23 protein-coding genes are annotated in these 20,457 nt (G+C 62.1%); 18 read left to right on the forward strand and 5 right to left on the reverse strand.

Annotated elements, in window-relative coordinates; genetic code table 11:
• The first annotated feature begins 69 nt into the window (after positions 1-69).
• The 4 genes from WNY80_RS12470 (at position 70) to WNY80_RS12485 (ending at position 3,730) form a co-directional block, all read left to right on the forward strand.
• Positions 70-483, forward strand: coding sequence for a hypothetical protein (locus WNY80_RS12470; protein WP_342887706.1), 414 nt, complete (start codon positions 70-72; stop codon positions 481-483).
• Between the two features lie 32 nt (positions 484-515).
• Complete coding sequence (locus WNY80_RS12475; protein WP_342887707.1) at positions 516-1,199, forward strand: TetR/AcrR family transcriptional regulator C-terminal domain-containing protein; 684 nt, start codon at positions 516-518, stop codon at positions 1,197-1,199.
• A gap of 76 nt (positions 1,200-1,275) precedes the next feature.
• Positions 1,276-2,295, forward strand: coding sequence for a ketol-acid reductoisomerase (ilvC, locus tag WNY80_RS12480; protein ID WP_342887708.1), 1,020 nt, complete (start codon positions 1,276-1,278; stop codon positions 2,293-2,295).
• 220 nt (positions 2,296-2,515) lie between these two features.
• Positions 2,516-3,730 (forward strand): acyltransferase family protein, encoded by a 1,215-nt coding sequence (locus tag WNY80_RS12485; protein ID WP_342887709.1) that lies wholly within the window; start codon positions 2,516-2,518, stop codon positions 3,728-3,730.
• A 15-nt stretch (positions 3,731-3,745) separates the two neighbouring features.
• Here the strand turns inward: WNY80_RS12485 and WNY80_RS12490 are convergent, their stop codons facing one another.
• On the reverse strand, positions 3,746-3,997 hold the full coding sequence (locus tag WNY80_RS12490; RefSeq protein WP_342887710.1) for a DUF6552 family protein: 252 nt from the start codon (positions 3,995-3,997) through the stop codon (positions 3,746-3,748).
• Between the two features lie 25 nt (positions 3,998-4,022).
• A complete protein-coding gene (locus tag WNY80_RS12495; protein WP_342887711.1) occupies positions 4,023-4,727 on the reverse strand; it encodes an SDR family oxidoreductase in 705 nt (234 codons plus the stop codon).
• A gap of 110 nt (positions 4,728-4,837) precedes the next feature.
• Here WNY80_RS12495 and WNY80_RS12500 point away from each other — a divergent pair, with 110 nt between their 5' ends.
• A complete protein-coding gene (locus WNY80_RS12500; protein ID WP_342887712.1) occupies positions 4,838-5,719 on the forward strand; it encodes a LysR substrate-binding domain-containing protein in 882 nt (293 codons plus the stop codon).
• Here WNY80_RS12500 and WNY80_RS12505 read toward each other — a convergent pair.
• A complete protein-coding gene (locus tag WNY80_RS12505; RefSeq protein ID WP_342887713.1) occupies positions 5,716-6,978 on the reverse strand; it encodes a PLP-dependent aminotransferase family protein in 1,263 nt (420 codons plus the stop codon). The two genes, WNY80_RS12500 and WNY80_RS12505, sit on opposite strands and share 4 nt — an antisense overlap.
• 386 nt (positions 6,979-7,364) lie before the next feature.
• Here WNY80_RS12505 and WNY80_RS12510 point away from each other — a divergent pair, with 386 nt between their 5' ends.
• The 10 genes from WNY80_RS12510 to WNY80_RS12555 all read left to right on the forward strand — a co-directional run bounded on the left by WNY80_RS12510 (position 7,365) and on the right by WNY80_RS12555 (position 15,808).
• Positions 7,365-9,767 carry a putative monovalent cation/H+ antiporter subunit A gene (locus tag WNY80_RS12510; protein WP_342887714.1) on the forward strand — a complete coding sequence of 801 codons (2,403 nt, stop codon included), beginning with the start codon at positions 7,365-7,367 and terminating at the stop codon, positions 9,765-9,767.
• Complete coding sequence (locus tag WNY80_RS12515) at positions 9,767-10,186, forward strand: Na(+)/H(+) antiporter subunit B (protein ID WP_342887715.1); 420 nt, start codon at positions 9,767-9,769, stop codon at positions 10,184-10,186. Before WNY80_RS12510 ends, WNY80_RS12515 begins: the two co-directional genes overlap by 1 nt.
• On the forward strand, positions 10,186-10,563 hold the full coding sequence (locus WNY80_RS12520; protein WP_342887716.1) for a Na+/H+ antiporter subunit C: 378 nt from the start codon (positions 10,186-10,188) through the stop codon (positions 10,561-10,563). The genes WNY80_RS12515 and WNY80_RS12520 overlap by 1 nt, the downstream gene beginning before the upstream one ends.
• A 13-nt stretch (positions 10,564-10,576) precedes the next feature.
• Positions 10,577-12,145: a Na+/H+ antiporter subunit D gene (locus WNY80_RS12525; protein ID WP_342887717.1), complete on the forward strand. Its 1,569-nt coding sequence runs from the start codon at positions 10,577-10,579 to the stop codon at positions 12,143-12,145.
• On the forward strand, positions 12,142-12,615 hold the full coding sequence (locus WNY80_RS12530) for a Na+/H+ antiporter subunit E (RefSeq protein ID WP_342887718.1): 474 nt from the start codon (positions 12,142-12,144) through the stop codon (positions 12,613-12,615). The genes WNY80_RS12525 and WNY80_RS12530 overlap by 4 nt, the downstream gene beginning before the upstream one ends.
• On the forward strand, positions 12,612-13,046 hold the full coding sequence (locus WNY80_RS12535) for a cation:proton antiporter (RefSeq protein WP_342887719.1): 435 nt from the start codon (positions 12,612-12,614) through the stop codon (positions 13,044-13,046). Before WNY80_RS12530 ends, WNY80_RS12535 begins: the two co-directional genes overlap by 4 nt.
• Positions 13,039-13,377: a monovalent cation/H(+) antiporter subunit G gene (gene mnhG, locus WNY80_RS12540; RefSeq protein WP_342887720.1), complete on the forward strand. Its 339-nt coding sequence runs from the start codon at positions 13,039-13,041 to the stop codon at positions 13,375-13,377. The genes WNY80_RS12535 and mnhG overlap by 8 nt, the downstream gene beginning before the upstream one ends.
• Positions 13,378-13,638: 261 nt before the next feature.
• Positions 13,639-14,061: a MucR family transcriptional regulator gene (locus WNY80_RS12545; RefSeq protein ID WP_342887721.1), complete on the forward strand. Its 423-nt coding sequence runs from the start codon at positions 13,639-13,641 to the stop codon at positions 14,059-14,061.
• 354 nt (positions 14,062-14,415) lie between these two features.
• Complete coding sequence (locus WNY80_RS12550; protein ID WP_342887722.1) at positions 14,416-15,000, forward strand: helix-turn-helix domain-containing protein; 585 nt, start codon at positions 14,416-14,418, stop codon at positions 14,998-15,000.
• Positions 14,987-15,808 (forward strand): DUF6456 domain-containing protein, encoded by an 822-nt coding sequence (locus tag WNY80_RS12555; RefSeq protein WP_342887723.1) that lies wholly within the window; start codon positions 14,987-14,989, stop codon positions 15,806-15,808. Before WNY80_RS12550 ends, WNY80_RS12555 begins: the two co-directional genes overlap by 14 nt.
• Here WNY80_RS12555 and WNY80_RS12560 read toward each other — a convergent pair.
• Positions 15,771-16,199, reverse strand: a complete 429-nt coding sequence (locus tag WNY80_RS12560) for a SufE family protein (RefSeq protein ID WP_342887724.1) — start codon at positions 16,197-16,199, stop codon at positions 15,771-15,773. The two genes, WNY80_RS12555 and WNY80_RS12560, sit on opposite strands and share 38 nt — an antisense overlap.
• A 313-nt stretch (positions 16,200-16,512) precedes the next feature.
• A complete protein-coding gene (locus WNY80_RS12565; RefSeq protein ID WP_342887725.1) occupies positions 16,513-16,836 on the reverse strand; it encodes a DUF5330 domain-containing protein in 324 nt (107 codons plus the stop codon).
• 466 nt (positions 16,837-17,302) lie between these two features.
• Between WNY80_RS12565 and WNY80_RS12570 the strand changes: the two genes are divergently transcribed.
• Genes WNY80_RS12570 through WNY80_RS12580 form a run of 3 tightly spaced genes read left to right on the forward strand, consistent with a single transcriptional unit; the run spans position 17,303 to position 20,443 of the window.
• The gene (locus tag WNY80_RS12570) at positions 17,303-19,186 is read left to right on the forward strand and encodes a PAS domain-containing sensor histidine kinase (protein WP_342887726.1); all 1,884 of its coding nucleotides are present in this window, start codon (positions 17,303-17,305) and stop codon (positions 19,184-19,186) included.
• Entirely contained in the window at positions 19,161-20,105 is a 945-nt protein-coding gene (locus tag WNY80_RS12575) for a peptidoglycan-binding domain-containing protein (protein WP_342887727.1), read from the forward strand. Before WNY80_RS12570 ends, WNY80_RS12575 begins: the two co-directional genes overlap by 26 nt.
• A complete protein-coding gene (locus tag WNY80_RS12580) occupies positions 20,102-20,443 on the forward strand; it encodes a DUF1491 family protein (RefSeq protein WP_342887728.1) in 342 nt (113 codons plus the stop codon). Before WNY80_RS12575 ends, WNY80_RS12580 begins: the two co-directional genes overlap by 4 nt.
• The last annotated feature ends 14 nt before the right edge of the window (positions 20,444-20,457 follow it).

Here is a 20,457-nt window from a genome sequence, read left to right on the forward strand (position 1 = left end):
ACCCTCTTGACCCTGGACTATACTCCAAGGTTTACAAACCCCAGCATCCACAATCAAGGGAGAAACAGGATGCTGACCAAACCCACCTATCTTCGACTTCTGCGCGCAAGCGCGGTTTATGACCTCGTTATCACCGCACCCTTTGCAACCCCTTGGACCTTTGTCCTTCTGGAAAGCCTGTTGCGTCAGACCCATGAGCGGCTCGGCCTCCCGGGCATCTTGCCCGTTCCCGATCCGATGCATGTGCTGTTCGCCAACCTGATGGGGTCGGTCGTCGTCATATGGTCCATCGTCCGGCTGCATCTCGGTCTGCCCGTGCTCGGGCGCTACGATGCGGCGGCGCGGACGCTGTTCTCGGCATGGATGCTGTATGCGCTGGCCGGCGGGTTCAGTGCCGTCATCGTCCCGATTCTGATCGTCGAGATCGCATTCGGAATTGGCCAGTCCTTGCCTTGGCGCGAAGGCAGCGACGACATCGCTTGACACCGTACCGAACGGTACGGTACACACCGTTCATGAACCTGATCCTGCATTCCGAGACTGCTCCCAAGCAGACCGCAGCGCCTGCTGATGCCGCCCTTGGCGCATCAGTGGGCGAGGGGCTGTCGGAGCGCCAGCGCGAAGTGCTCGATGCGGTGCTCAAGCTGATGGTGGCCGAGGGCGACGGGTTTTCCGTTGCTGCCGTGGCCCGTGCGGCGAGCTGCTCCAAGGAAACGCTGTACAAGTGGTTTGGCGACCGCGACGGCTTGCTCACGGCCACCGTGCGCTGGCAGGCGTCGAAAGTCCGGATGCCGAAACTGCCCGAGGACCGGCTGACGCGTGCCAGTCTCGAAACGGCGCTCACCGGCTTTGCCCAGAGCTGGCTCACCGTGATCACCGGCGATTTGTCGATCGCGCTCAACCGTGCGGCGGTCTCCCATGCGGGCTCGGGCAAGAGCCGGCTTGGCGAAATCGTCTTGACCAACGGCCCGATAGCGATGAAACAGCGCATCGAGCCATTGCTTGAGGCTGGCAGGACCGCGGGCCTGCTGGGCTTCGAGGACGTGGCCGATGCCTTCCGCAGTTTTTTCGGGCTGGTCGTGGCCGATACCCAGATCCGGTTGCTTCTGGGCGAGGACAGCCATCCGGATCATGCCGAAATTAACGCGATCTCCGCGCAGGCGGTGACGAAATTCCTCGGGCTTTACGGCCGGGGGTGAAACTCAGGAATTTGGCGGCGGGTGAAGTGCCCGTTGCCGAGAGAACAACGACAACGCGAACCAACGGGAGTGTCTCATGCGCGTATATTATGATCGCGACGCCGATCTCAATCTGATCAAGTCGAAAAAGGTAGCCATCATCGGCTACGGTTCCCAGGGCCGGGCGCATGCGCTCAACCTCAAGGATTCGGGCGCCAACAACGTCGCCGTCGCCCTGCGCGAAGGCTCGGCAACCGCCAAGAAGGCCGAAGCTGACGGCTTCAAGGTCATGAGCGTTGCCGAAGCTGCCGGCTGGGCCGACCTGATGATGATGGCGACCCCGGACGAACTCCAGGCCGACATCTACAAGGACCACATCGAAGCCAACATCCGCGACGGCGCAGCCATTGCCTTTGCCCACGGCCTCAACGTCCATTTCGGCCTGATCGAGCCCAAGGCTTCGGTCGACGTCGTCATGATCGCACCCAAGGGCCCCGGCCACACCGTGCGCGGCGAATATCAGAAGGGCGGCGGCGTGCCGTGCCTGATCGCTGTCCATCACGATGCGTCCGGCAACGCCCATGACCTGGCTCTGTCCTACGCCTGTGGCGTGGGCGGCGGCCGCTCCGGCATCATCGAAACCAACTTCCGCGAAGAATGCGAAACCGACCTGTTCGGCGAGCAGGTTGTTCTCTGCGGCGGTCTGGTCGAACTGATCCGCGCCGGTTTCGAAACCCTGGTCGAAGCCGGTTACGCACCGGAAATGGCCTATTTCGAGTGCCTGCACGAGGTCAAGCTGATCGTCGACCTGATCTATGAAGGCGGCATCGCCAACATGAACTACTCGATCTCCAACACTGCCGAGTGGGGCGAGTATGTTTCCGGCCCGCGCATCATCACCGCCGAAACCAAGGCTGAAATGAAGCGCGTGCTCACCGACATCCAGACCGGCAAGTTCACCTCCGACTGGTTGCAGGAATACAAGGCCGGCGCAGCCCGCTTCAAGGGCATCCGCCGCATGAACGATCGTCACCAGATCGAGGAAGTCGGCGAAAAGCTGCGCGGCATGATGCCGTGGATCAAGGGCAACGCCCTGGTCGACAAGGACAAGAACTAGGCATTATTGACTTGGGACTGAACAGGAAGGCCGGGGTGAAATCCCCGGCCTTTCCCGTTCTGGCACAGGCTGCAGCAGCGCCGCGCGCCGCGGCCATCCGCCAAAAGCCCGACAGATACAATTTGAATTAAAGTCATCCCGCACTCCGCACCCGGCCTTAACCCCTTTCAAGGCAGAATGCCGTTTCGATTGGTCGGCAATCAATGCGATGGGAATGCGGATGACTTCCATGCAGACCGAGAAGGCAGAACGGCTGCACCACTGGGATTTTTCCCGGGCGCTCTACCTCGTGCTCGGGATCCCGTTTCATGCCGCGGTGATCTATTCGCTCAGCCATGAATGGTCGATCAGTTCGCCCGACAAGAGCCAGGTGCTGACCTGGTTTACCGAGTTCCTCCATACTTTCCGCATGCCTGGCTTCTTCTTGCTTGCCGGCCTGTTCTCGATGATGCTGCTCGACCGCCAGGGGCCGTGGCCGTGGCTCAGGACCAGGCTGTTCCGGCTGGGCCTGCCGCTCATCTCTGCCACGCTGCTGATCGTGCCGTTCCAGATCACCGTCCAGCAGGTTGCGCTAAGCGTGAAAGGCACCGTACCGGCATCCGACGTGCCCGGTCTGATTGCCACCCAGCTCACCCATTTCGGCGAGCCGTGGATCGCGCATCTGTGGTTTCTCTGGGTCCTGATTGCCTATTGCATCGGGCTCGCCCTGCTGCAGGCGCTGTGCCGCGGAAACCTCCGCGCCCGGCTGGAAGCCCTGGTCGAGTGGGTGGCCGAAAACCGCATCATCTCGTTTATGGCCTTTGCGGCGGTCTGCGCACTCGCCGCCCATGTCCAGACGCTCGTTGTCGCCGCCAGCCCCTATTACGGAAACGCGGTCATCAACTACAATCTCTACGTGACCTATTTCGCATTCGGCGCGCTGGTCTATTCCAGCCGCAGGCTTAACGATCTGCTGCTCGCGCCCGGCCCGGTTGCAGGTATGGCCGGCGTGGCGCTGGTCATCTTCTCGCAGCTTACCCATACCGGCCTGCCTTTGCACACACTCAAGGTGATGGCCGCGATCGTCGGTGCGCTTCTGATCGTCGGCTTCATCTCCGGTCTCGCTCACCGGCATTTCGGCCGCTCCAGCCCGAAGGTCCGCAAGCTTGTCGATGCGTCCTTCACCATCTACCTGTTTCACCACCCGGTGATCTATGTGCTGGCCATGCTGTTCCTGGTGGTCGATCTGCCGCCGGTTGTCGAGTTCGCCATCATCGCGGTGTCCGCGGGGGTCATTTCCTACGCCATTCACCTGGCCGTCAGCCGCAGCGCGATCGCCACGCTGATGTTCAACGGTGTGCGGCCGAAAGCCAAAACCTCCCCCCCTGCGCCGGCCGGCGCCCCGGCCAGTGCGAAGGGCGAGACGCTTGCCCCGACGCCTGCGCTCCGGGTCTAGGGCGGGGCAGGCGCCTCAGTCGCCTGCCGACATTCCCGCAATCATCGCCGCCAGTGCAACGATGTGGATCAGCATGATCGCCTTGTCGTTCCACAACACGCCGACCGCGAACCAGCCGAACACCCCGATCACGAACAGGTACAGGTTCCACGGCGTCCAGCCGAAGCCGGTCGCCGTATAGCCCATTATCTGCACGATCGATGCCGCCCACTTGACGGCAAAGGCGATCCGCTCGCCCGAAACCTTGGCAACAACTGCAGTCGTCATGGCATATTCTCCCAAGAGCCGCCGGTCACACGGACCGGGTCAGGCCGCCGTCAATGCGGAAATTCTGGCCGGTGATGTAGGCCGCGTCGTCGGACGCCAGGTAGGAGATCAGCGAGGACACTTCCCGCGCATGTCCGTACCGGCCCATCGGGATCCGCGCCTTGCGGTCCTCGGTCTCCGGCAGCGAATCGATGAAGCCCGGAAGCACATTGTTCATGCGGATGTTCTTGGCCGCATAACGGTCGGAATAAAGCTTGCTGAAGCTCGCCAGCCCGGCGCGGAACACGCCCGAGGTCGGAAACAGCGGGTCGGGTTCGAACACGGCGAAAGTCGAGATGTTGATGATCGTGCCGCCGCCCTGGGCTTCCATGTGCGGGGTTACCAGCCGGGTCGGACGGATCACGTTCATCAGGTAGTATTCCATCCCCTTGTGCCAGTCGTCGTCGCTGATTTCCAGGATGTCGCCCTTGGGGCCATGGCCGGCGGAATTGACCAGCACGTCGATGCGCCCCCAGGCCTTGAGGGCCTTGCCGACAAAGGCCTCGAGTGCGGCCGGATCGAGATTGGAGCCGGTGTGGCCGACGCCGCCGAGTTCCTCGGCCAGTGCCTCGCCCTTGCCCGAAGACGACAGGATGGCGACCTTGAAGCCATCGCCGGCAAGCCGCCGAGCCGCATCCGCACCCATGCCGCTGCCGCCGGCTGTGATCAGGGCTACCTTGTGTTCGCTCATATCAAGTCTCCTTTGAAGTCGTGGCTATCTGGTACTGCCGGGCGAGGGCGTTGACCAATCATGTTTTCTCGCTCAGACTGTAGAAAATCTACTGTCACTCGGAGCGCTGCATGCGTCTGCCCAATCTCAATGGCGTACGCGCCTTCGAATGCGCCGCGCGGCACCTGAATTTCCGCCTTGCTTCCGAGGAGCTCAATCTCACCCAGGGCGCTGTCGCCCAGCAGGTGCGCAAGCTTGAAACCTCGCTCGGCCAGAAACTGTTTGTCCGCAAGCCCCGCGGGCTGGAGCTGACTGAAAAGGGGGCTGCCTATTTCTCGGAAATCCACGCCGCCCTGAGCCGCATCGACCAGGCCACCGCGCGGCTGGCACCGGAGAGCCGCAGTGTCGTGCTCAGCGTGCCGCCATCATTTGCCAGCCTGTGGCTGATGCCCCGGCTCATCGAGTTCGAAGCCCGTTATCCCGACATCGACCTGCAGGTGATCGGCTCGGAAAGCCTGTCCGATTTCGACACCGACGGCGTTGACCTGGTGGTGCGGCAGGCAAGCCCGCCTTTTGCGCCAAATCTCAAGTCGGTTCAGCTTGCGCCGCTCAACCTGGTCGCCGTTGCCAGCCCCGCCTATCTGCAAACCGCACCGCCGATCACTGACCTTGAAGATTTTCGCGCCCATCGCCTGCTGGAAAACAGCCACCGCCACTGGCGCCAGTGGCTCGGCAGCGACGAGGAAGCAGGCAAGGCCGCCCGCGTCTCGCGCTTCAACCAGACAGCGCTGGCCATCGCCGCAGCCCGCGCCGGCCGTGGCGTCGCCATCGCCCCCGAAGCCCTGATCGAACCGGACATCGAGGCGGGAGATCTCAAGGTGGTCTGGCGCGACCAGACAGAGTCCGCAACCGGCTTTTACGCCGTGGTCCCGCTCACTCCCGCCCGCACGGTCCGCGACCGCGACCATCTCGCGGAGTGGCTCTGCGAACAGTTCGCGGTGGAGTGGGCCTAACCGCCCCGGACCACCCGTCCCAGACGCTTGATGCCTTCCTCGATCATTGCCTCGCTTGCACACGAGAATGACAGCCGGATGGTGTTGGCGCCGGAGCCGTCGGCAAAAAACGCCTTGCCGGGGACGAAGGCGACGCGTTCGGTTTTCAGGCTTTCGGCCAGCAGCGCCGCGCCGTCGAAATGCTCGGGCAGGGTGACCCAGACGAACATGCCGCCATCGGGCTTCGTCCATGTCACGCCCTCGGGCATGTGCCGGGCGAGTGCTGCCAGCATCGCGTCGCGGCGTGCATGGTAGGTCGCCTTGATCCTGGCGATCTGGGCTTCGAACCCGTCGGATGCAACGGTGTGGATCGCCATCTGGTTCAGCGTTGCCGAATGCAGGTCGGCGGCCTGTTTCATCAACACCAGCTTGGAGATCACCGGTTTGGCGGCGCAGACCCAGCCGACGCGCAGGCCCGGCGCCAGCGTCTTTGAAAAGCTGCCGCAATAGATCGTGCGGGTATTTTCGATCGAGCCGGTGCGTTGAATGTCGAGCGCCAGCATCGGCGGCACCTCGTCGCCGTCATAGCGCAGCGACTGGTAGGCGGCGTCCTCGATCACCGCGATGTCGAGCTCTTCCGCCAGATCGAGAATGTTTTGCCGCGCGGAAGCCTGCAGCGTTTCGCCGGTGGGGTTGGCGAAATCGGCCGAGGCATAGGCGAATTTTACCTGACCGCCGTTGGCCGCCGCGGTCTCGCGGTAGTCGGCAGCCGAGCGGTTGCCGAGCGGGGTCAGCCGGTCGTAACTGGGCTCGTAGGCGTTGAACGCCTGCAGCGCGCCGAGATAGGTCGGCCAGCCGACCAGCGCCGTGTCGCCCTTCGACAAAAACAGCTTGCCGAGATAATCCAGCGCCTGCTGCGAGCCCGAGGTGATCATGATGTTGTCGGCGGAGCACTCGACACCGAGCGAGGCCATGCGGGTGACCAGCCAGTCGCGCAGCGGCTTGTAGCCTTCGCTGACCGAATATTGCAGCGCCGCGCCCTTGGTATCCCCCGACAGCGCTGACGTCAGCGCCGCACCAAAGGCTTCCGCCGGAAACAGCGCAGGATCGGGAATGCCGCCGGCAAAGGAGATCACGTCGGGCTGGTCGAGCAGCTTCAGAAGTTCGCGGATTTCCGAAGCCTTCATCCGCTCCGCCCGCGTGGCGAACAGCTGGGGCCAGTCGAGCCCGTGTCCGGCAATTGTCGTGCCGGTCAGGTCAGCCTGCATCTGAGTGCTCATGTCCAATCCTCCCAAGTGCGGCCCGCGTGGCTAAGGCGCGCCATTTTCGTTTTGCGGTGATGCCAGCTCATTTCGTTCAGATGGACCGGTCCGGGCGCAACAAAACTGCGTTCATGATGGTCTGGAAGCAACAATGATCACGAATCGGAAAATGTGTCAACAATGCTGACCTAATTTGAAAAAATCGGTTTGCGATCCACGACGAGGGCAGCATGTTGCCGGTTAATCGGTTAGATTGACGCAGGTTTCAAAAACGAAGCGCCGGGCCATTGCTTTTCCACCAATAATGAAAAGGATTGCCTTGTCCTTGTCGGAACTGATGACTAAGTGACGGGAACAATACCGCGCCAAGCGGATTTCAGAGGGCTATCCCCCGGGGAATATTGATGAGCGCCAGTGCGCCTGGAACGACTTTTATTGTCTTGATGCTGCCATTTCTGGCGGCGGTGATTGCCCCGTGGCTGACGCGTCGTCTCGACCACAATGCCGCCTGGCTTCTGGCCTTGGCGCCGGTGGCGATCTTCCTTCATTTTCTTGGCTTTTCTGCCGAAATTGCCGATGGCGGCGTTGTCACCGGCGGCTTCCAATGGGTGCCGTCCTACAATGTCAGCTTTTCCTGGCTGATCGATGGTCTGTCCCTGACCTTCGTGCTGCTGATCTCCGGCATCGGCGCACTGATCATGCTCTATTCCGGCGGCTATCTCAAAGGCCATGAGCAGCTCGGCCGGTTCTTCTCGTTCATGCTCCTGTTCATGGGCGCGATGCTCGGCGTGGTCATTTCCGACAGTTTCCTGATGCTGTTTGTCTATTGGGAACTGACCTCGATCACCTCGTTCCTGCTGATCGGTTTCGATCACACCCGCGAGGCCTCGCGCCGCGCAGCCTTCCAGGCGCTGGTGGTCACCGGCGGTGGCGGGCTGGCATTGCTGGCAGGCCTTCTGGTGATCTGGAACATCACCGGCGTCAGCCAGATATCGCTGTTGCTGATCCTCGGGGACGAGTTGCGCAACAGCCCGTTCTACCTGTTGGCGCTGCTTTTGGTGCTTGGCGGCGCGTTTTCCAAATCGGCGCAGTTCCCGCTGCATTTCTGGTTGCCCAATGCCATGGAGGCGCCAACGCCGGTTTCGGCCTATCTGCACTCCGCAACCATGGTCAAGGCCGGCGTCTACCTGCTGATGCGGCTCAACCCGGTGCTCGGCGACACCGTCTGGTGGGAAACCATCCTGCCGGTGTTTGGCGGCACCACGCTGATCGTCGGCACGCTGCTTGCTGTCCGCCAGACCGATCTCAAGCTGATGCTGGCCTACACCACGGTGTCCTCGCTCGGACTGCTGGTCATGCTCACCGGATTCGGCACGGAACATGCCATTGCCGCAGCCGTGCTCTACCTTGTGGCGCATTCGCTGTTCAAGGGCGGGCTGTTCATGGTCGCGGGCCTCATCGACCACGAGGCGGGCACCCGTGACGTCACCAGGCTGGGCGGTCTGCGCAAGGCCATGCCGATCACCTTTGTTGCCGCCATGGCCGCCGCGATCTCGATGGCTGGTCTGCCGCCCTTCATCGGCTTCCTCGCCAAGGAGGAAATCTATTACGCGCTCTGGGCCACCAATCCCTGGTCGCTGGCCTTTGTCGCGGTCGCGGTGATCGGCAATGGCCTGATGTTCGTCATCGGTTTCGCCGTCGCCATCAAGCCGTTCTTCGGCCCCGTGGTGAAGACACCCAAAACCGCCCACGAGGGGCCGGCCCTGTTGTGGCTGGGACCGCTGACGCTTGGCATCGCCGCGCTGGTTTCGGCGCTGATCTCGCCGGTCACCCACCGTTTCATTTCCTCTCCGATGGCAACCGCCATAGCCGGAGAAGCCGAATCGGTGACGATCTCGCTCGTTCCGCACATGGGCCCGGCGCTGATCCTGTCGCTGGTCACCATCGCTTTCGGCATCATTGCCTACCGCATGCTCGACCGTCTGCGCGCGGCGATGGCGTCGCTTCTGGCGGCCATCGGCTGGGGCCCGGACCGCGGCTTCGACCAGTTCATCACCGGTGCGGTGCGGCTGTCTGTCTGGCTGACCCGGATTGTCCAGCCCGGCCGCCTCGATATCTACATGACCGTCACCTTCCTGATGATTGCCGCAGCCCTGATCGGGCCGATGGCCTGGTATGGCGAATGGCCGTCCATGCCGGCCTGGCCCCAGGATGTGCAGTTCCACGAATGGGTGGCTGCTGCTATCGTCCTGATCGGGCTGGGCGCCGTCATCTATGCCAGTGACCGGCTGACGGCGATCGTCTCTCTCGGCATCCAGGGCTTTGCCGTGGCGCTGCTGTTCATGCTGTTTGGTGCGCCCGACCTGTCCTTTACCCAGTTCATGGTTGAAACCCTGGCGGTGGTCATTCTCGCCCTGGTCATGACACGGCTGAAGCTGCACGCGTCGGATCACCGGCCCACCCTGCAGAAGGCCGTCGACATGAGCGTGGCAATCGCCTGCGGCGGCGGTTTCATGCTCTATCTGATGGCGGTCACCCAGCAGCCGTTCAATACGGCACTGAGTGACTTCTTCTCCGCCTATTCCAAGGTCGTCGCCCACGGCGCCAATGTCGTCAACGTCATCATCGTCGATTTCCGCGGCACAGATACGCTGGGCGAGATCGCGGTGGTGATGGTCACCGGCCTTGCCATCCTGTCGCTGATCCGCATTCGCACCCCGCGCGCGGCGGTGGCCGACAATGATCCCGACCAGAGTTCAGGGCAGGGTGCCGGACAAACAGCCGGGCAGAGCAGGGAGGCGAGATAATGCGCACAGTCATATTCCGCTCGATCGCGCCCTACCTCACCAGCCTGATGGTGCTGTTTTCCATCTTCGTGCTGCTGCGCGGCCACAATGAGCCCGGCGGCGGCTTCATCGGCGGCCTGATCGCGGCGTCGGCGCTGGCGATCTACGGCATTGCCTGCGGCGTCGCCCCGGTCCGCCGCGCCATCTATTTTCACCCGATGGCGATTGCCGCCTTTGGCCTGTTCATGTCGGCCACGGCCGGCGTTCTGTCGATCTTCGCCGGAGTGCCCTACATGTCGGGCCTGTGGATCTATCCGCACCTGTTCGGCGTGGAAATCGCCCTGTCGAGCGTGCTGGTCTTCGATGTCGGGGTCTATCTGGTCGTCGTCGGCGCCATCGGCTCGATCGCACTGGCGCTCGAGGAAAGGGACCGCGACTGATGGAACCGATCTTTGCCATCCTTGTCGGCGCACTGTTCACCGTCGCCATCTACCTGTTCCTGTCCAAGCACGTCATCCGGGTCCTGATGGGCGCGGCCATTCTCGGCAATGCGGTCAACCTGCTGATCTTCACCGCCGGGCGCGTCACCCGCGAAGTCCCGCCGATCATCCCGGGCGATGCCGATGCCTTGACCAGCGCCGCTGCAAACCCGCTGCCGCAGGCCCTGATCCTGACGGCAATCGTGATCTCGTTTTCGTTCTTTGCGTTCTTGCTGGTGCTGGGCTACCGCGCTTTCCAGGAGCTGGAGACCGACAATTCCGACGACATGCGCGTAGCCGAGCCGGAGGGCGACAAAGCCCCTCCGGTCGGTTACTGAGGGGAGACCGGCAATGGCTGGCAAAAGCGAAACTCTCCAGGATCTCTCCACCGTTTACGTCATGCAGCCGGTGGCGGCTGCCGATTGGCTGATCATCGCTCCGGTGGTCTGGTGCATCCTGGTCGGTGCCATTCTCTTAATGTTGCGCAAGCGCACCGACATCCAGCCCGTGATCGCCATTCCTGCGCTCGGGGTGCTGGTGCTGATGACGCTGGGACTGCTGGCGCACGTGTTTGAGAACGGCACGCTGACCATGACCATGGGCCGCTGGCTGCCGCCGTTCGGGATTTCCTTCACCGTTGATCTGCTCGGTGCCTTCTTTGCCGCCACATCGGCACTGGTGGCGCTCGGCGCCGGCATCTATGGCCGCAGCGACGTGGATGACACCGGCCGCCGCTATGGCTTCTACCCGTTCCTGATGCTGATCATGGCCGGCATTCTCGGCGCGTTCCTGACCGGCGATATCTTCAACCTCTATGTCTGGTTCGAGGTGCTGCTGATTTCCTCGTTCGGGCTCCTGGTGCTCGGCTCGGAACGCAAGCAGCTCGACGGTGCGGTCAAGTATGCCTTCCTCAACCTGATCGCGACGACGCTGTTCCTGGTCGCCACCGGCTATCTCTACGGCCTGTTCGGCACGCTCAACATGGCCGATATCGCCGTCAAGGCATCCGAGTTGCGCGGCACTGCGCCGCTGATGACGCTGGTCACGCTCTATCTGCTGGCGTTTGCCATGAAGGCCGCAGCCTTCCCGGTCAATTTCTGGCTTCCCGCCTCCTACCACACGCCGCGACTGGTGGTTTCAGCGTTGTTTGCCGGACTGCTGACCAAGGTCGGTATCTACGCGCTGCTCAGGATCCTGGGCATGCTGTTTCCCTTCGAGCGCGAGGAATTGTCCTTCCTTATTGCCATCGCCGCGGCGCTGACCATGCTTCTCGGCGTCATCGGTGCGCTGGCGCAGAACGACATTCGCCGCTCGCTCGGCTTCTTGGTGATCTCCGGCATCGGCGTGATGATGGCGGGCCTTGCGCTAGGAAGCCCGGCGGGGCTGTCGGGCGCCATCTTCTATGCCGCGCATTCCATGGTGGTGATGACGGCGCTGTATTTCGCCGCAGGCATTGGCGCGCGGCTTGGTGGCAGTTTCGAGCTGACCTCGGCGGGCGGTCTTTACGTGAAAAACGCATTCATCGCGGCCATGACGCTGATGCTGTTCTTCTCCGTCGCCGGCCTGCCGCTGTTCTCCGGGTTCTGGCCCAAGATCATGCTGGTCAAGGCCTCGCTCGACATCGGCGCCTGGTGGCTGGCCGGTTCGATCCTGGTGACAGGTTTCCTGACAACCATTACCGTCGGGCGAATCTGGGTGCTTGCCTATTGGCGCCCGGCTGCAGATGTGGATCCGGATGCCGGACCAATGACCCCGTTGCCGATGGGGACGACCATTGCGCTTGCCGGCCTGGTTGCCATCTCCGTTGCCGTCGGGGTCTGGCCCGAGCCGGTGCTGGCGCTGGCCCAGGATGCGGCACTTGGGCTGCTTGATCCTTCCGCCTATGTGCTGTCGGTGTTCCCCGCGGAGGTGGCGCAATGAGCCTGTTTCTGGTCAATGTCTTGCTGGCGCTGGCCTGGTCGGCGGTCACCGGGTCTTTCAGCTTCCTCAATTTTGCCTTCGGCTTCGTGCTGGCGATCTTTGCCCTGTCGCTGATCCGCGAGCAGGTTGGCTCGGTGGGCTATTTCTCCCGCGCCCGCAGGGTGATCTCGCTATTGCTGCTGTTCATCTACGAGCTGGTGCTGTCGGCCTGGAAAGTGGCGGTGATGGTGCTGTCTCCGCGCATGGATCTGAAGCCGGGAATTTTCGCCTATCCGCTCAGGGTGGATCGTGATTTCGAAATCACCATGCTGGCCAATCTCATCACCCTGACGCCCGGCACATTGTCGGTCGACGTGTCCGATGATCGCCGCATTCTTTATGTACATGCCATCGACGCGTCCGATCCTGACGGCGCCCGGCGGGATATCGCCGAAGGTTTTGAGCGCAAGATCATGGAGGCGTTCCGATGATCAGTGTCGCAGCCATCTTTGATCACGCGGTCACTCTTGCCCTGGGGATCTTGAGCCTGTCGTTCCTCGTCACCATCTACCGTATCGTCAAGGGACCGACCTTGCCCGACCGGATCCTTGGCCTCGACATGCTGGTGGCCATTGCCATCGGCTTCATCGCGGTCATCGGCATCAAGACCGGCTACACGCTCTACGTCGATGTGGCGATTGCGCTGGGGCTGGTCGGTTTCCTCGCCACCGTGGCATTTGCCCGTTTCGTTTTGTCGCGTGGCAAGACCGAGGACGATATCATCGCCGAGGCACGCGAAGCGGTGTCCGTTGCACGGCGGGAAGCAAAGGCGGCGGCAAAGGCCAGGTCCGCGGGCGGGTTGGGCGGAATGGAAGTCAGGCCGGCGGCCGGCAAGACTTCGGAAAGGCAGGACAATGAGTGAACTGCTCACACTGATATCAGCGGCGCTTCTGGTCGTAGGCTCGTTTTTCGCCCTGGTTGCTTCCATCGGCCTGCTCAGGTTGCCCGATGTCTATACCCGCATGCACGCGGCCTCCAAGGCCGGCACCATGGGGTCCTGCCTGATGCTGATCGCGCTTGCCATTCACGCAACCGACGTCGGTACCATGTCGCGGGCGCTGGCGGGCGTTGTGTTCTTTTTGCTGACAGCTCCGGTATCCTCGCATCTTCTTGCCAAGGCTGCCTATGCGGTGGGGTACCGGCTGCACTCTTCTTCAGTAATGGATGACATGGAGCCGGGAGACAATGTGTAGGCCCAGGCAAAAGTAGTTGCATATTGTTTGCAACCTATAAATTCAATTCGGCGGCAGCTTCGCGCATGAATTACATAATCTTTCCAATTTGTGTCAAATTGTATTGATCGTGAGGCGGATTCTACAAGAAATAGTACTTGTTTAAGGTATAAAACAATGTAAATCCAACGCAGCAGCATGTCGTGCGGAGTGTGCGTTATTTGTAACCATTTGTTCCGAAACCCAGGCAGCTTGCAAATTCGAAAAAGTTAGGACCAGACTATGACAGAAGCAAACAAAGACAATGGTGCGGATTTGCTCATCGAGTTGACCGCGGAAATTGTCGCTGCTTACGTGAGCAACAACTCGGTAGCAGCAAATGATCTTCCGAATGTGATTTCTCAGGTGCACGCTGCACTTGGTGGAGCCACAACGCCGACGGAAGAAGTCGTTGAAAAGCCGAAGCCAGCAGTGTCGGTTCGCCGGTCGATTCAGAACGATTATTTGATCTGCCTTGAAGACGGCCAGAAATTCAAGTCGCTCAAGCGTCACCTGATGACCCATTACGGACTGACTCCCGAGCAGTACCGTGAAAAGTGGGATCTGCCTGCGGATTATCCGATGGTTGCTCCTTCCTACGCAGAGGCGCGTTCGCGTCTGGCAAAGGAAATGGGTCTCGGCCAGAAGCGCAAGCGCGGCAAGTAAGGTCTGGCTGATCTGCCGGTTTGGTCGTCAACCCTCAACCGGGATCAGCAGGAACCAGTTCGTATTGTCGCATTGAAGTTCAGCCGGATATGCGATCCTGAAAAAAGCCGTGGCCTCCGGGCTGCGGTTTTTTTGGCCCTCCGGAAACCCCGGTCGTGGCAATGGTCATGCCCGTGGTGATGCCTTCGCAAGGGCGATGTGGAAAATGTGTGAGGAAAAAAATCCTCACAATTTGGATCAAAACATCCAAAAACGACAGGAAATCAACGCTGGGGTGTAGCAGGTGGGTAGCTGCACGTCCCCACGACATGCATATCATGTAAGAAAATATTCCTATCATAGGAGTTTTTCATCATGACATTCCGACGCAAGAAATTCACCGGCTGCAATTCCACCGCCACCCCGAAGGTCGTCCCGGCAGCGCGCACGCCCGGGGTGAATGCCCTGAGCGGCCCGGTGCTCGGTGGCGAGACGGTCGTGGCCCTGGCAGCCCTTGCAGGCGGTGCCGGCCTGAGTGAATTGCTCGGCCTTGCCGGCGCGCCGGGGCCGGTCTCCACCGCCGGGGCCGCACCCCCTCGGCCGGGTGATCCGGCTGGCAGGATCACCTTTGTCGACATCTTGCGCTGCCGTGTCACCTGGCGGCTTGTGGCGGAGTTGTTCGCCGCAGCCTGCGAGCGCGATCTTCCCGCAGCCGCCGCCCGACGCAGGCCGCGCTGCCACATGCGGCAGATTGCCATGTATCTCAGCCACGTGGTCCTGTCCGTGCCTTACCAGACCATAGCCACCGCCTTCGGCCGTGACCGCACAACCGTCATGCACGCCTGCTCTGTGGTCGAGGACCGCCGCGACGACGCCGGTTACGACCGCTTCGTCGAACAGTGCGAGCGCTGCATTTCGGCCGTGTTTGCACCGCTGGGGAACGATGATGTCGAGCTCTGAGGCCCACCGTTCGCGCAAGGCGCTCGCCGCCCTTGTCGGATTTCTTGCGCGCGGCACCGCAACGGTACGCTCCACGGCAAACCGGCAACGTCCGGCAACCGTCGAGCTGGTCCGTGGCGACGCTACGGCGCGCAAGGTGGATGCGCGGATTTTCAAGGCAGCGCTTGAGCGTGGCCTGATCGTTGTCGACCCCGCCCGGGCGCAATCGGCCCAAACGGCTCAAGCCTGCACGGCGACGCCTGAAGGCCGCGCCGCGCTCAAGCGCTGGCTTTCCGATCCTGAAAGCGCCTTCCAGGACCAGCACCGGACGCTTGCGCCGGGTTCGGATCCCGATCACGGAGCATTGCGGATCAATCAGGACGAATCGCCATTGGCGGCCCTGGCGCGGATAAGGGGCAGGGGCGGCGCCTTGTTCCTTGAGCCCGCGCAGGTCGAGGCAGGTGAAAGGCTGCGGGCCGATTTCACCCGCGGCCAGATGCAGCCCTCGCTAGGCCAGAGCTGGGAGCCGGTGCGGACGGGGCGGCAACCCGGCCTTGCCGGCGGTGCGGCGGATCTGACAGACTCGGCCATGGCGGCGCGCTTGCGCGTGGACGCCGCAATGGCGGATGTCGGGCCGGAACTGTCCGGCGTTCTGCTCGATGTGTGCTGTTTTCTCAAGCGGCTGAGCGAGGTCGAACGTGAGCGGCAATGGCCGGCCCGCTCAGCCAAACTGATGCTGCGGACGGCGCTCGCCGCCCTTGCCAGGCATTACGCCATGCCAAGTCGAAAGGTCAGGCGGCAGCCCGCGCCGCCGCCGCATGTGCCTTGATCCGCATCACCATCGATCGCAAGCCGTTGGCCCGCTGTGTCGACAGGTGCTCGCCCAGTCCCAGCCGTGACATCAGCGCCGTCTCGTCGAGGTTTTCGACCGCGGACGCTTTTTCCCCCGAGGTTGCCGCCAGCACGATGGCGACAAGCCCGCGCACGATATGGGCGTCGGAATCACCGCGGTAGATCATCACCGGATCGCCGGGATCTCCCGGTTTGGTTTCGGCGACCAGCCAGACCTGGCTGGCGCAGCCCTTGACCTTGTTCTCGTCAATCTGCTCGGACTTGGGCATCTCGGGCAGTGCCTTGCCGATCTCGATGAGGTAGCGGTAACGATCTTCCCAATCGTCAAGATACTCGAAGTCGTCAATGATGGTTTGCAGCTTGGACATGGGGGCTTCCTGTAACTCGACAGTCATATAGGCGGATTTGACTGCTTGTGCACCCCGTTTCAGGCGCAATTCATAGGCCAATCGACAGATCGGAATCTGGCGCTGTCGGCGGTGAACGCGGCACTGACCTCGGCAATGCGCCGATATCCTGCTGTTGAATGGCGTGTGGAAAAAGAAAACGCCGCCGGGAGGAAGGGCTGTTCCCGGCGGCGGCGCGTCAGACGCGACTGGAGTTGGCAGTGTTTAGCATCATGTAACTACGGGCAGGCACCCTCGACCAATGCTCCGTGGCGGAGCAGGCGGACGAGGAAACTTAGTTGGTCACAGGCAGGGAGCCTGTTACCAGGTCGGGTTCGCCATCGGCGAATTTGGAATCGAGAAACTGGTAGGCAATGCGGGCGCCTTCCTTGGCGCGCACGCCGAGAGCCGCGAAGGTCTCGCTGCCTGTCTCGCAGATGTCTGGCTTGCGGACGCAGATCTGCCGGATGTCCGACAGAGCCTCGACCGCTGCGGCCATGCTCTGGCCAACTTCAAGCGGCGGCGCGTCTTCAAGCGCTTCCCGCGAATTGGAATTGAGCACCGGCAAGGTGATCAGCACAAGCGAAAACCAGAAACTTCCCTTTATCAGAAACCACATGTGTTAGCCCTTCCTGTTGTCCGTCATCTTTGGACGGGGTTGTCCGGGTTGTCCCGAACTTGACGCCCACCATGAAGCAATTTCTTCAAGGCGGATTTGAAGCGGGCAATATGTTTTGAGCCAAATTTGCCGAAAATTTTACACAATCGCTCCGGCAGCGCCATTTATCCACAAGCCGACCCGTCTGGGCCCGAAGGCGCATTGGCCTATTCCCGCAAGCCGGGGCGCAAGTGCCGAAACGTAGCGGTCTTGCGCTGATCGGGGCGGATTGCGTCACACAGTCCTTCGCCCACCATTCCGGAAAGCAACAATTAACCATAATTGGCAAAGCCACTCCTGCATGACCACCCGATCGGCAATTCGGTGGGTTTTGGCCGCGCACGGGCGTTTGGCTTATCCTTTCCTTAAGCCGGCAATGACATGGTTGCCCCAATAACAAACAACTGCGGCGTGTATGGATTCGGCAGTGACAAAATTGGACAACCTCATCGACAGAATGAAGCTGGCTGGACGGCAAACCGCCGAATCCTGGCTCGGGTCGGCTGCGCTTGACGCAGAGGCTCACGAGAGCCAGCTGCGCGCTATGACCCATTGCCTGTCCAGCGTCATCCTCGCGCCCGTGATCGCCGCTCCCGTTCTGCTGATGGCCTTCTCCTGGCCGCATGCGATTGCCGGTGCATTGGCCGCTGCCGCGATGCCGATTGCCGCGGCAGGGTTGCTCGCAGCCACCGGCTCGCCGCGTCTTGCCGGCCGTGCCAGCCTCGCTGCGGCTACCATCACGCTCGCTGGCCTTGCGGCCTGCAGCGGTGGGCTAGCGTCTCCGTTTCTGCCGCTGCTGGTATTGCTTCCGCTTGAGGTGGCAATGCAGTCGAGGCGGCTGCCGGGCCTGGCTCTCGGGTTGCTGGCCGCGGTCTCGGCAATGCTCGCAGTCGCGGCAATCGATGCGGCCGGTCAGGCCTTGCCCGTTACCGGTAGCGCTCCTGCTGCCGCAACCTTGGCTTTTGCCTTCTACGCACTGGTGCGCGGTCTGGTCTTTTCCCTGGAAAGCCAGCGTCCGGTTCAGGCCGTGGCCGCTTCCGTGCCGGTGCAGCCTGCCGAAACCCGCAATTCCGATTTTCTCGACCGACTTTCCGGCCTGGTGACGCTGCACAATGTCCATGGTGACGTGGTGCGCGTGTCCGGCGCCGATTATGCCGACTTCACCCGGAAAATCGGCGATGTGTCCGGCAAGGGCTTTGTCAGCCGTATCCACGTCGCCGACCGCATTGCATTCCTGGATGCCATCGACAGTCTCCGCCGCGGCGAAGACCGCAGCCAGCTCGAATTGCGCTTTGACTGCCCCGGCGAAGCCTCCCAGTTTGTCCATGCCGCTGTCTCTCTCTCGGCCGAACGGGACGAGGACGGGGTGCTGTCGGGCATGTTGATCCAGACCCGCGACATTTCGGCCGAGGTGGCGGACTACTTCCGCGCCAACGCCGTCGTTGAAGAGGCCGAAAGCGCCAATGCTTCCAAGACCCGGTTTCTCGCCGCCGTCAGCCATGAGTTGCGCACGCCGCTCAACGCCATCATCGGCTTTTCCGATATTCTTGCGCGCGAAATGTTCGGCAAGTTCAGCGATGAACGCCAGCGCGAATATGTCGGCCTGATCCACCAGTCGGGCGAGCATCTGCTCTCGCTCGTCAACACCATGCTCGACATGTCCAAGATCGAGGCCGGACGTTATGAAGTGTTCGTCGAGCCATTCCCGATTGGCGATGTCATCGACAGCTGCGACGCGATGTTGCGGCTGCAGGCCTCCAACAGCCGGGTGACGCTAACCCGCAGGCTGGCCCGGGGTGCAGGCGAAGTCGTGGCCGACAGGAGCGCGGTGCAGCAGATCCTCATCAACCTGATCGGCAATGCCATCAAGTTCACCGAGCCCGGTGGAGTGGTCAATGTCGATGCCGCCATCCGCGACGGCCGGCTCCAGCTCATTGTCAGCGACACCGGCATCGGTATTCCTGCCGACAAGCTCGCCCGCATTGGCGAACCCTTCGTCCAGGCCCAAAACGAGCTTGGCCGCCATTACGAGGGAACAGGCCTCGGCCTGTCTCTGGTCAAGGGACTGGTGGATCTGCACGGCGGCACATTCACCATTGAAAGCACCGAGGGCGAGGGCACTGTCGTGACCATCGACCTGCCGGCCGACGGCTCCGGCGCCAACCGCCAGCCGTGCGACAACCCGTCGGGAACTGCCGTCGTGTTTCCGCCGGTTCTGCCGAAGGCCGCCAGCAAATCCGCTGGAATTCCGGCCCGAATTGATGCAAAAATCAGGAATGAAGACTATGCCGAGACAGCGCGTATCGCCTGACGTGTTTGATGATGAAGCCGCCAAGGGCCATGGCATTCTGGGAATGCTCGGTTCTGTCGTGTCGGCGCACCCCTCGCTTGCCGGGGGCAGTGTCGCGTTTGCCGTGATTTTCGGTTTTGTCGCCACCAATGCGATGTGGCATCAGCCCGGAAAGCATCCCGCTCCGATCCTCAAGACGCGTGATGTTGCGTCGACTGGCATTCCCGTCGCCACCGCTCGGCCGGTCGTCCAGACGCCTGTCACCCAGATGCCGTTCATCAAGGGCGCGCCGACAAGAACCGTGACCACCTACAGGATTGAACGCAGCGACAACACGTCCACCGCCTCGATCCCGGTTCCCAATGCCGTGCCCGCGCCAGCCGTGGCCCGGAATGTGGCCGAAGCCGCAGCCGCACCTGCGCCTGCCGCCGATCCGGTGCTTGCGCGGATGCAGACGATCCTTGCCGAAAAGGGGCTGTACTCGGGCGAGATCGACGGCCTGATGGGGCCGAAATCCGCAGCCGCCATCCGCGCCTGGGAAAAGAACAATGGCTATGCTGAAACCGGTGAGGCGAGCCCGTCGCTGCTGGCCATCATGGATCAGGGCAGGGCACCTGCAGCTGCCGTTGAAGTGGCAAGCAACCAGCCGGTGGTGCGCCCGACGCCAAAACCCCGGCCTGCCCCTGTTGTCGCCTCCGACACGCGCGCTGGCGAGCCGGTGACCATTCCGGCACTGATCGCCGAAGGTCCCAGCGAACTGGTGCGCCAGATCCAGTCGGGTCTCTCCAACATCGCCTATGCCGATATCACCGTCGATGGCGTGGCCGGATCGCAGACCCGCGCTGCTATCAGCGCCTTCGAGAAGCATTACCGCCTGCCGGTCACCGGTGAACCCAACGAGACCGTGCTGAAGAAACTGCGCGAGATCGGCGCGCTGTGAGACTGAAGGCCGGCATATTCGTCTCGGCCCTGACGCGCCGGGTTTTCGCCGATGGCGGAATGGCCGCGATAGAAAAGCACGGCTCGGAAGAGGCGGGAGCGATATTCGTCCGCATCCGCTATCGCGATGGCACCGAAAGCCTCGCCGCGCCGGCGCCGCAGACAGCCTTCGACGACGAGCATCCCGACGGCCGGCTGTTCGAGCTCAGAAAAGACCGTGTTTCGGAACAGGAAGTCTCCGAAATGATCGCCCGCGAGGCGAAGTTCGATCCTGACATCTGGGTGGTGGAAATCGAGACCGAGACCCCTGAAACCTACCTGGATTTCATCGAGGAATAGGCCCCGAAAGCGGG

The sequence above is a fragment of the Hoeflea sp. AS16 genome (assembly GCF_038900095.1).
Classification (GTDB): Bacteria; Pseudomonadota; Alphaproteobacteria; order Rhizobiales; family Rhizobiaceae; genus Hoeflea.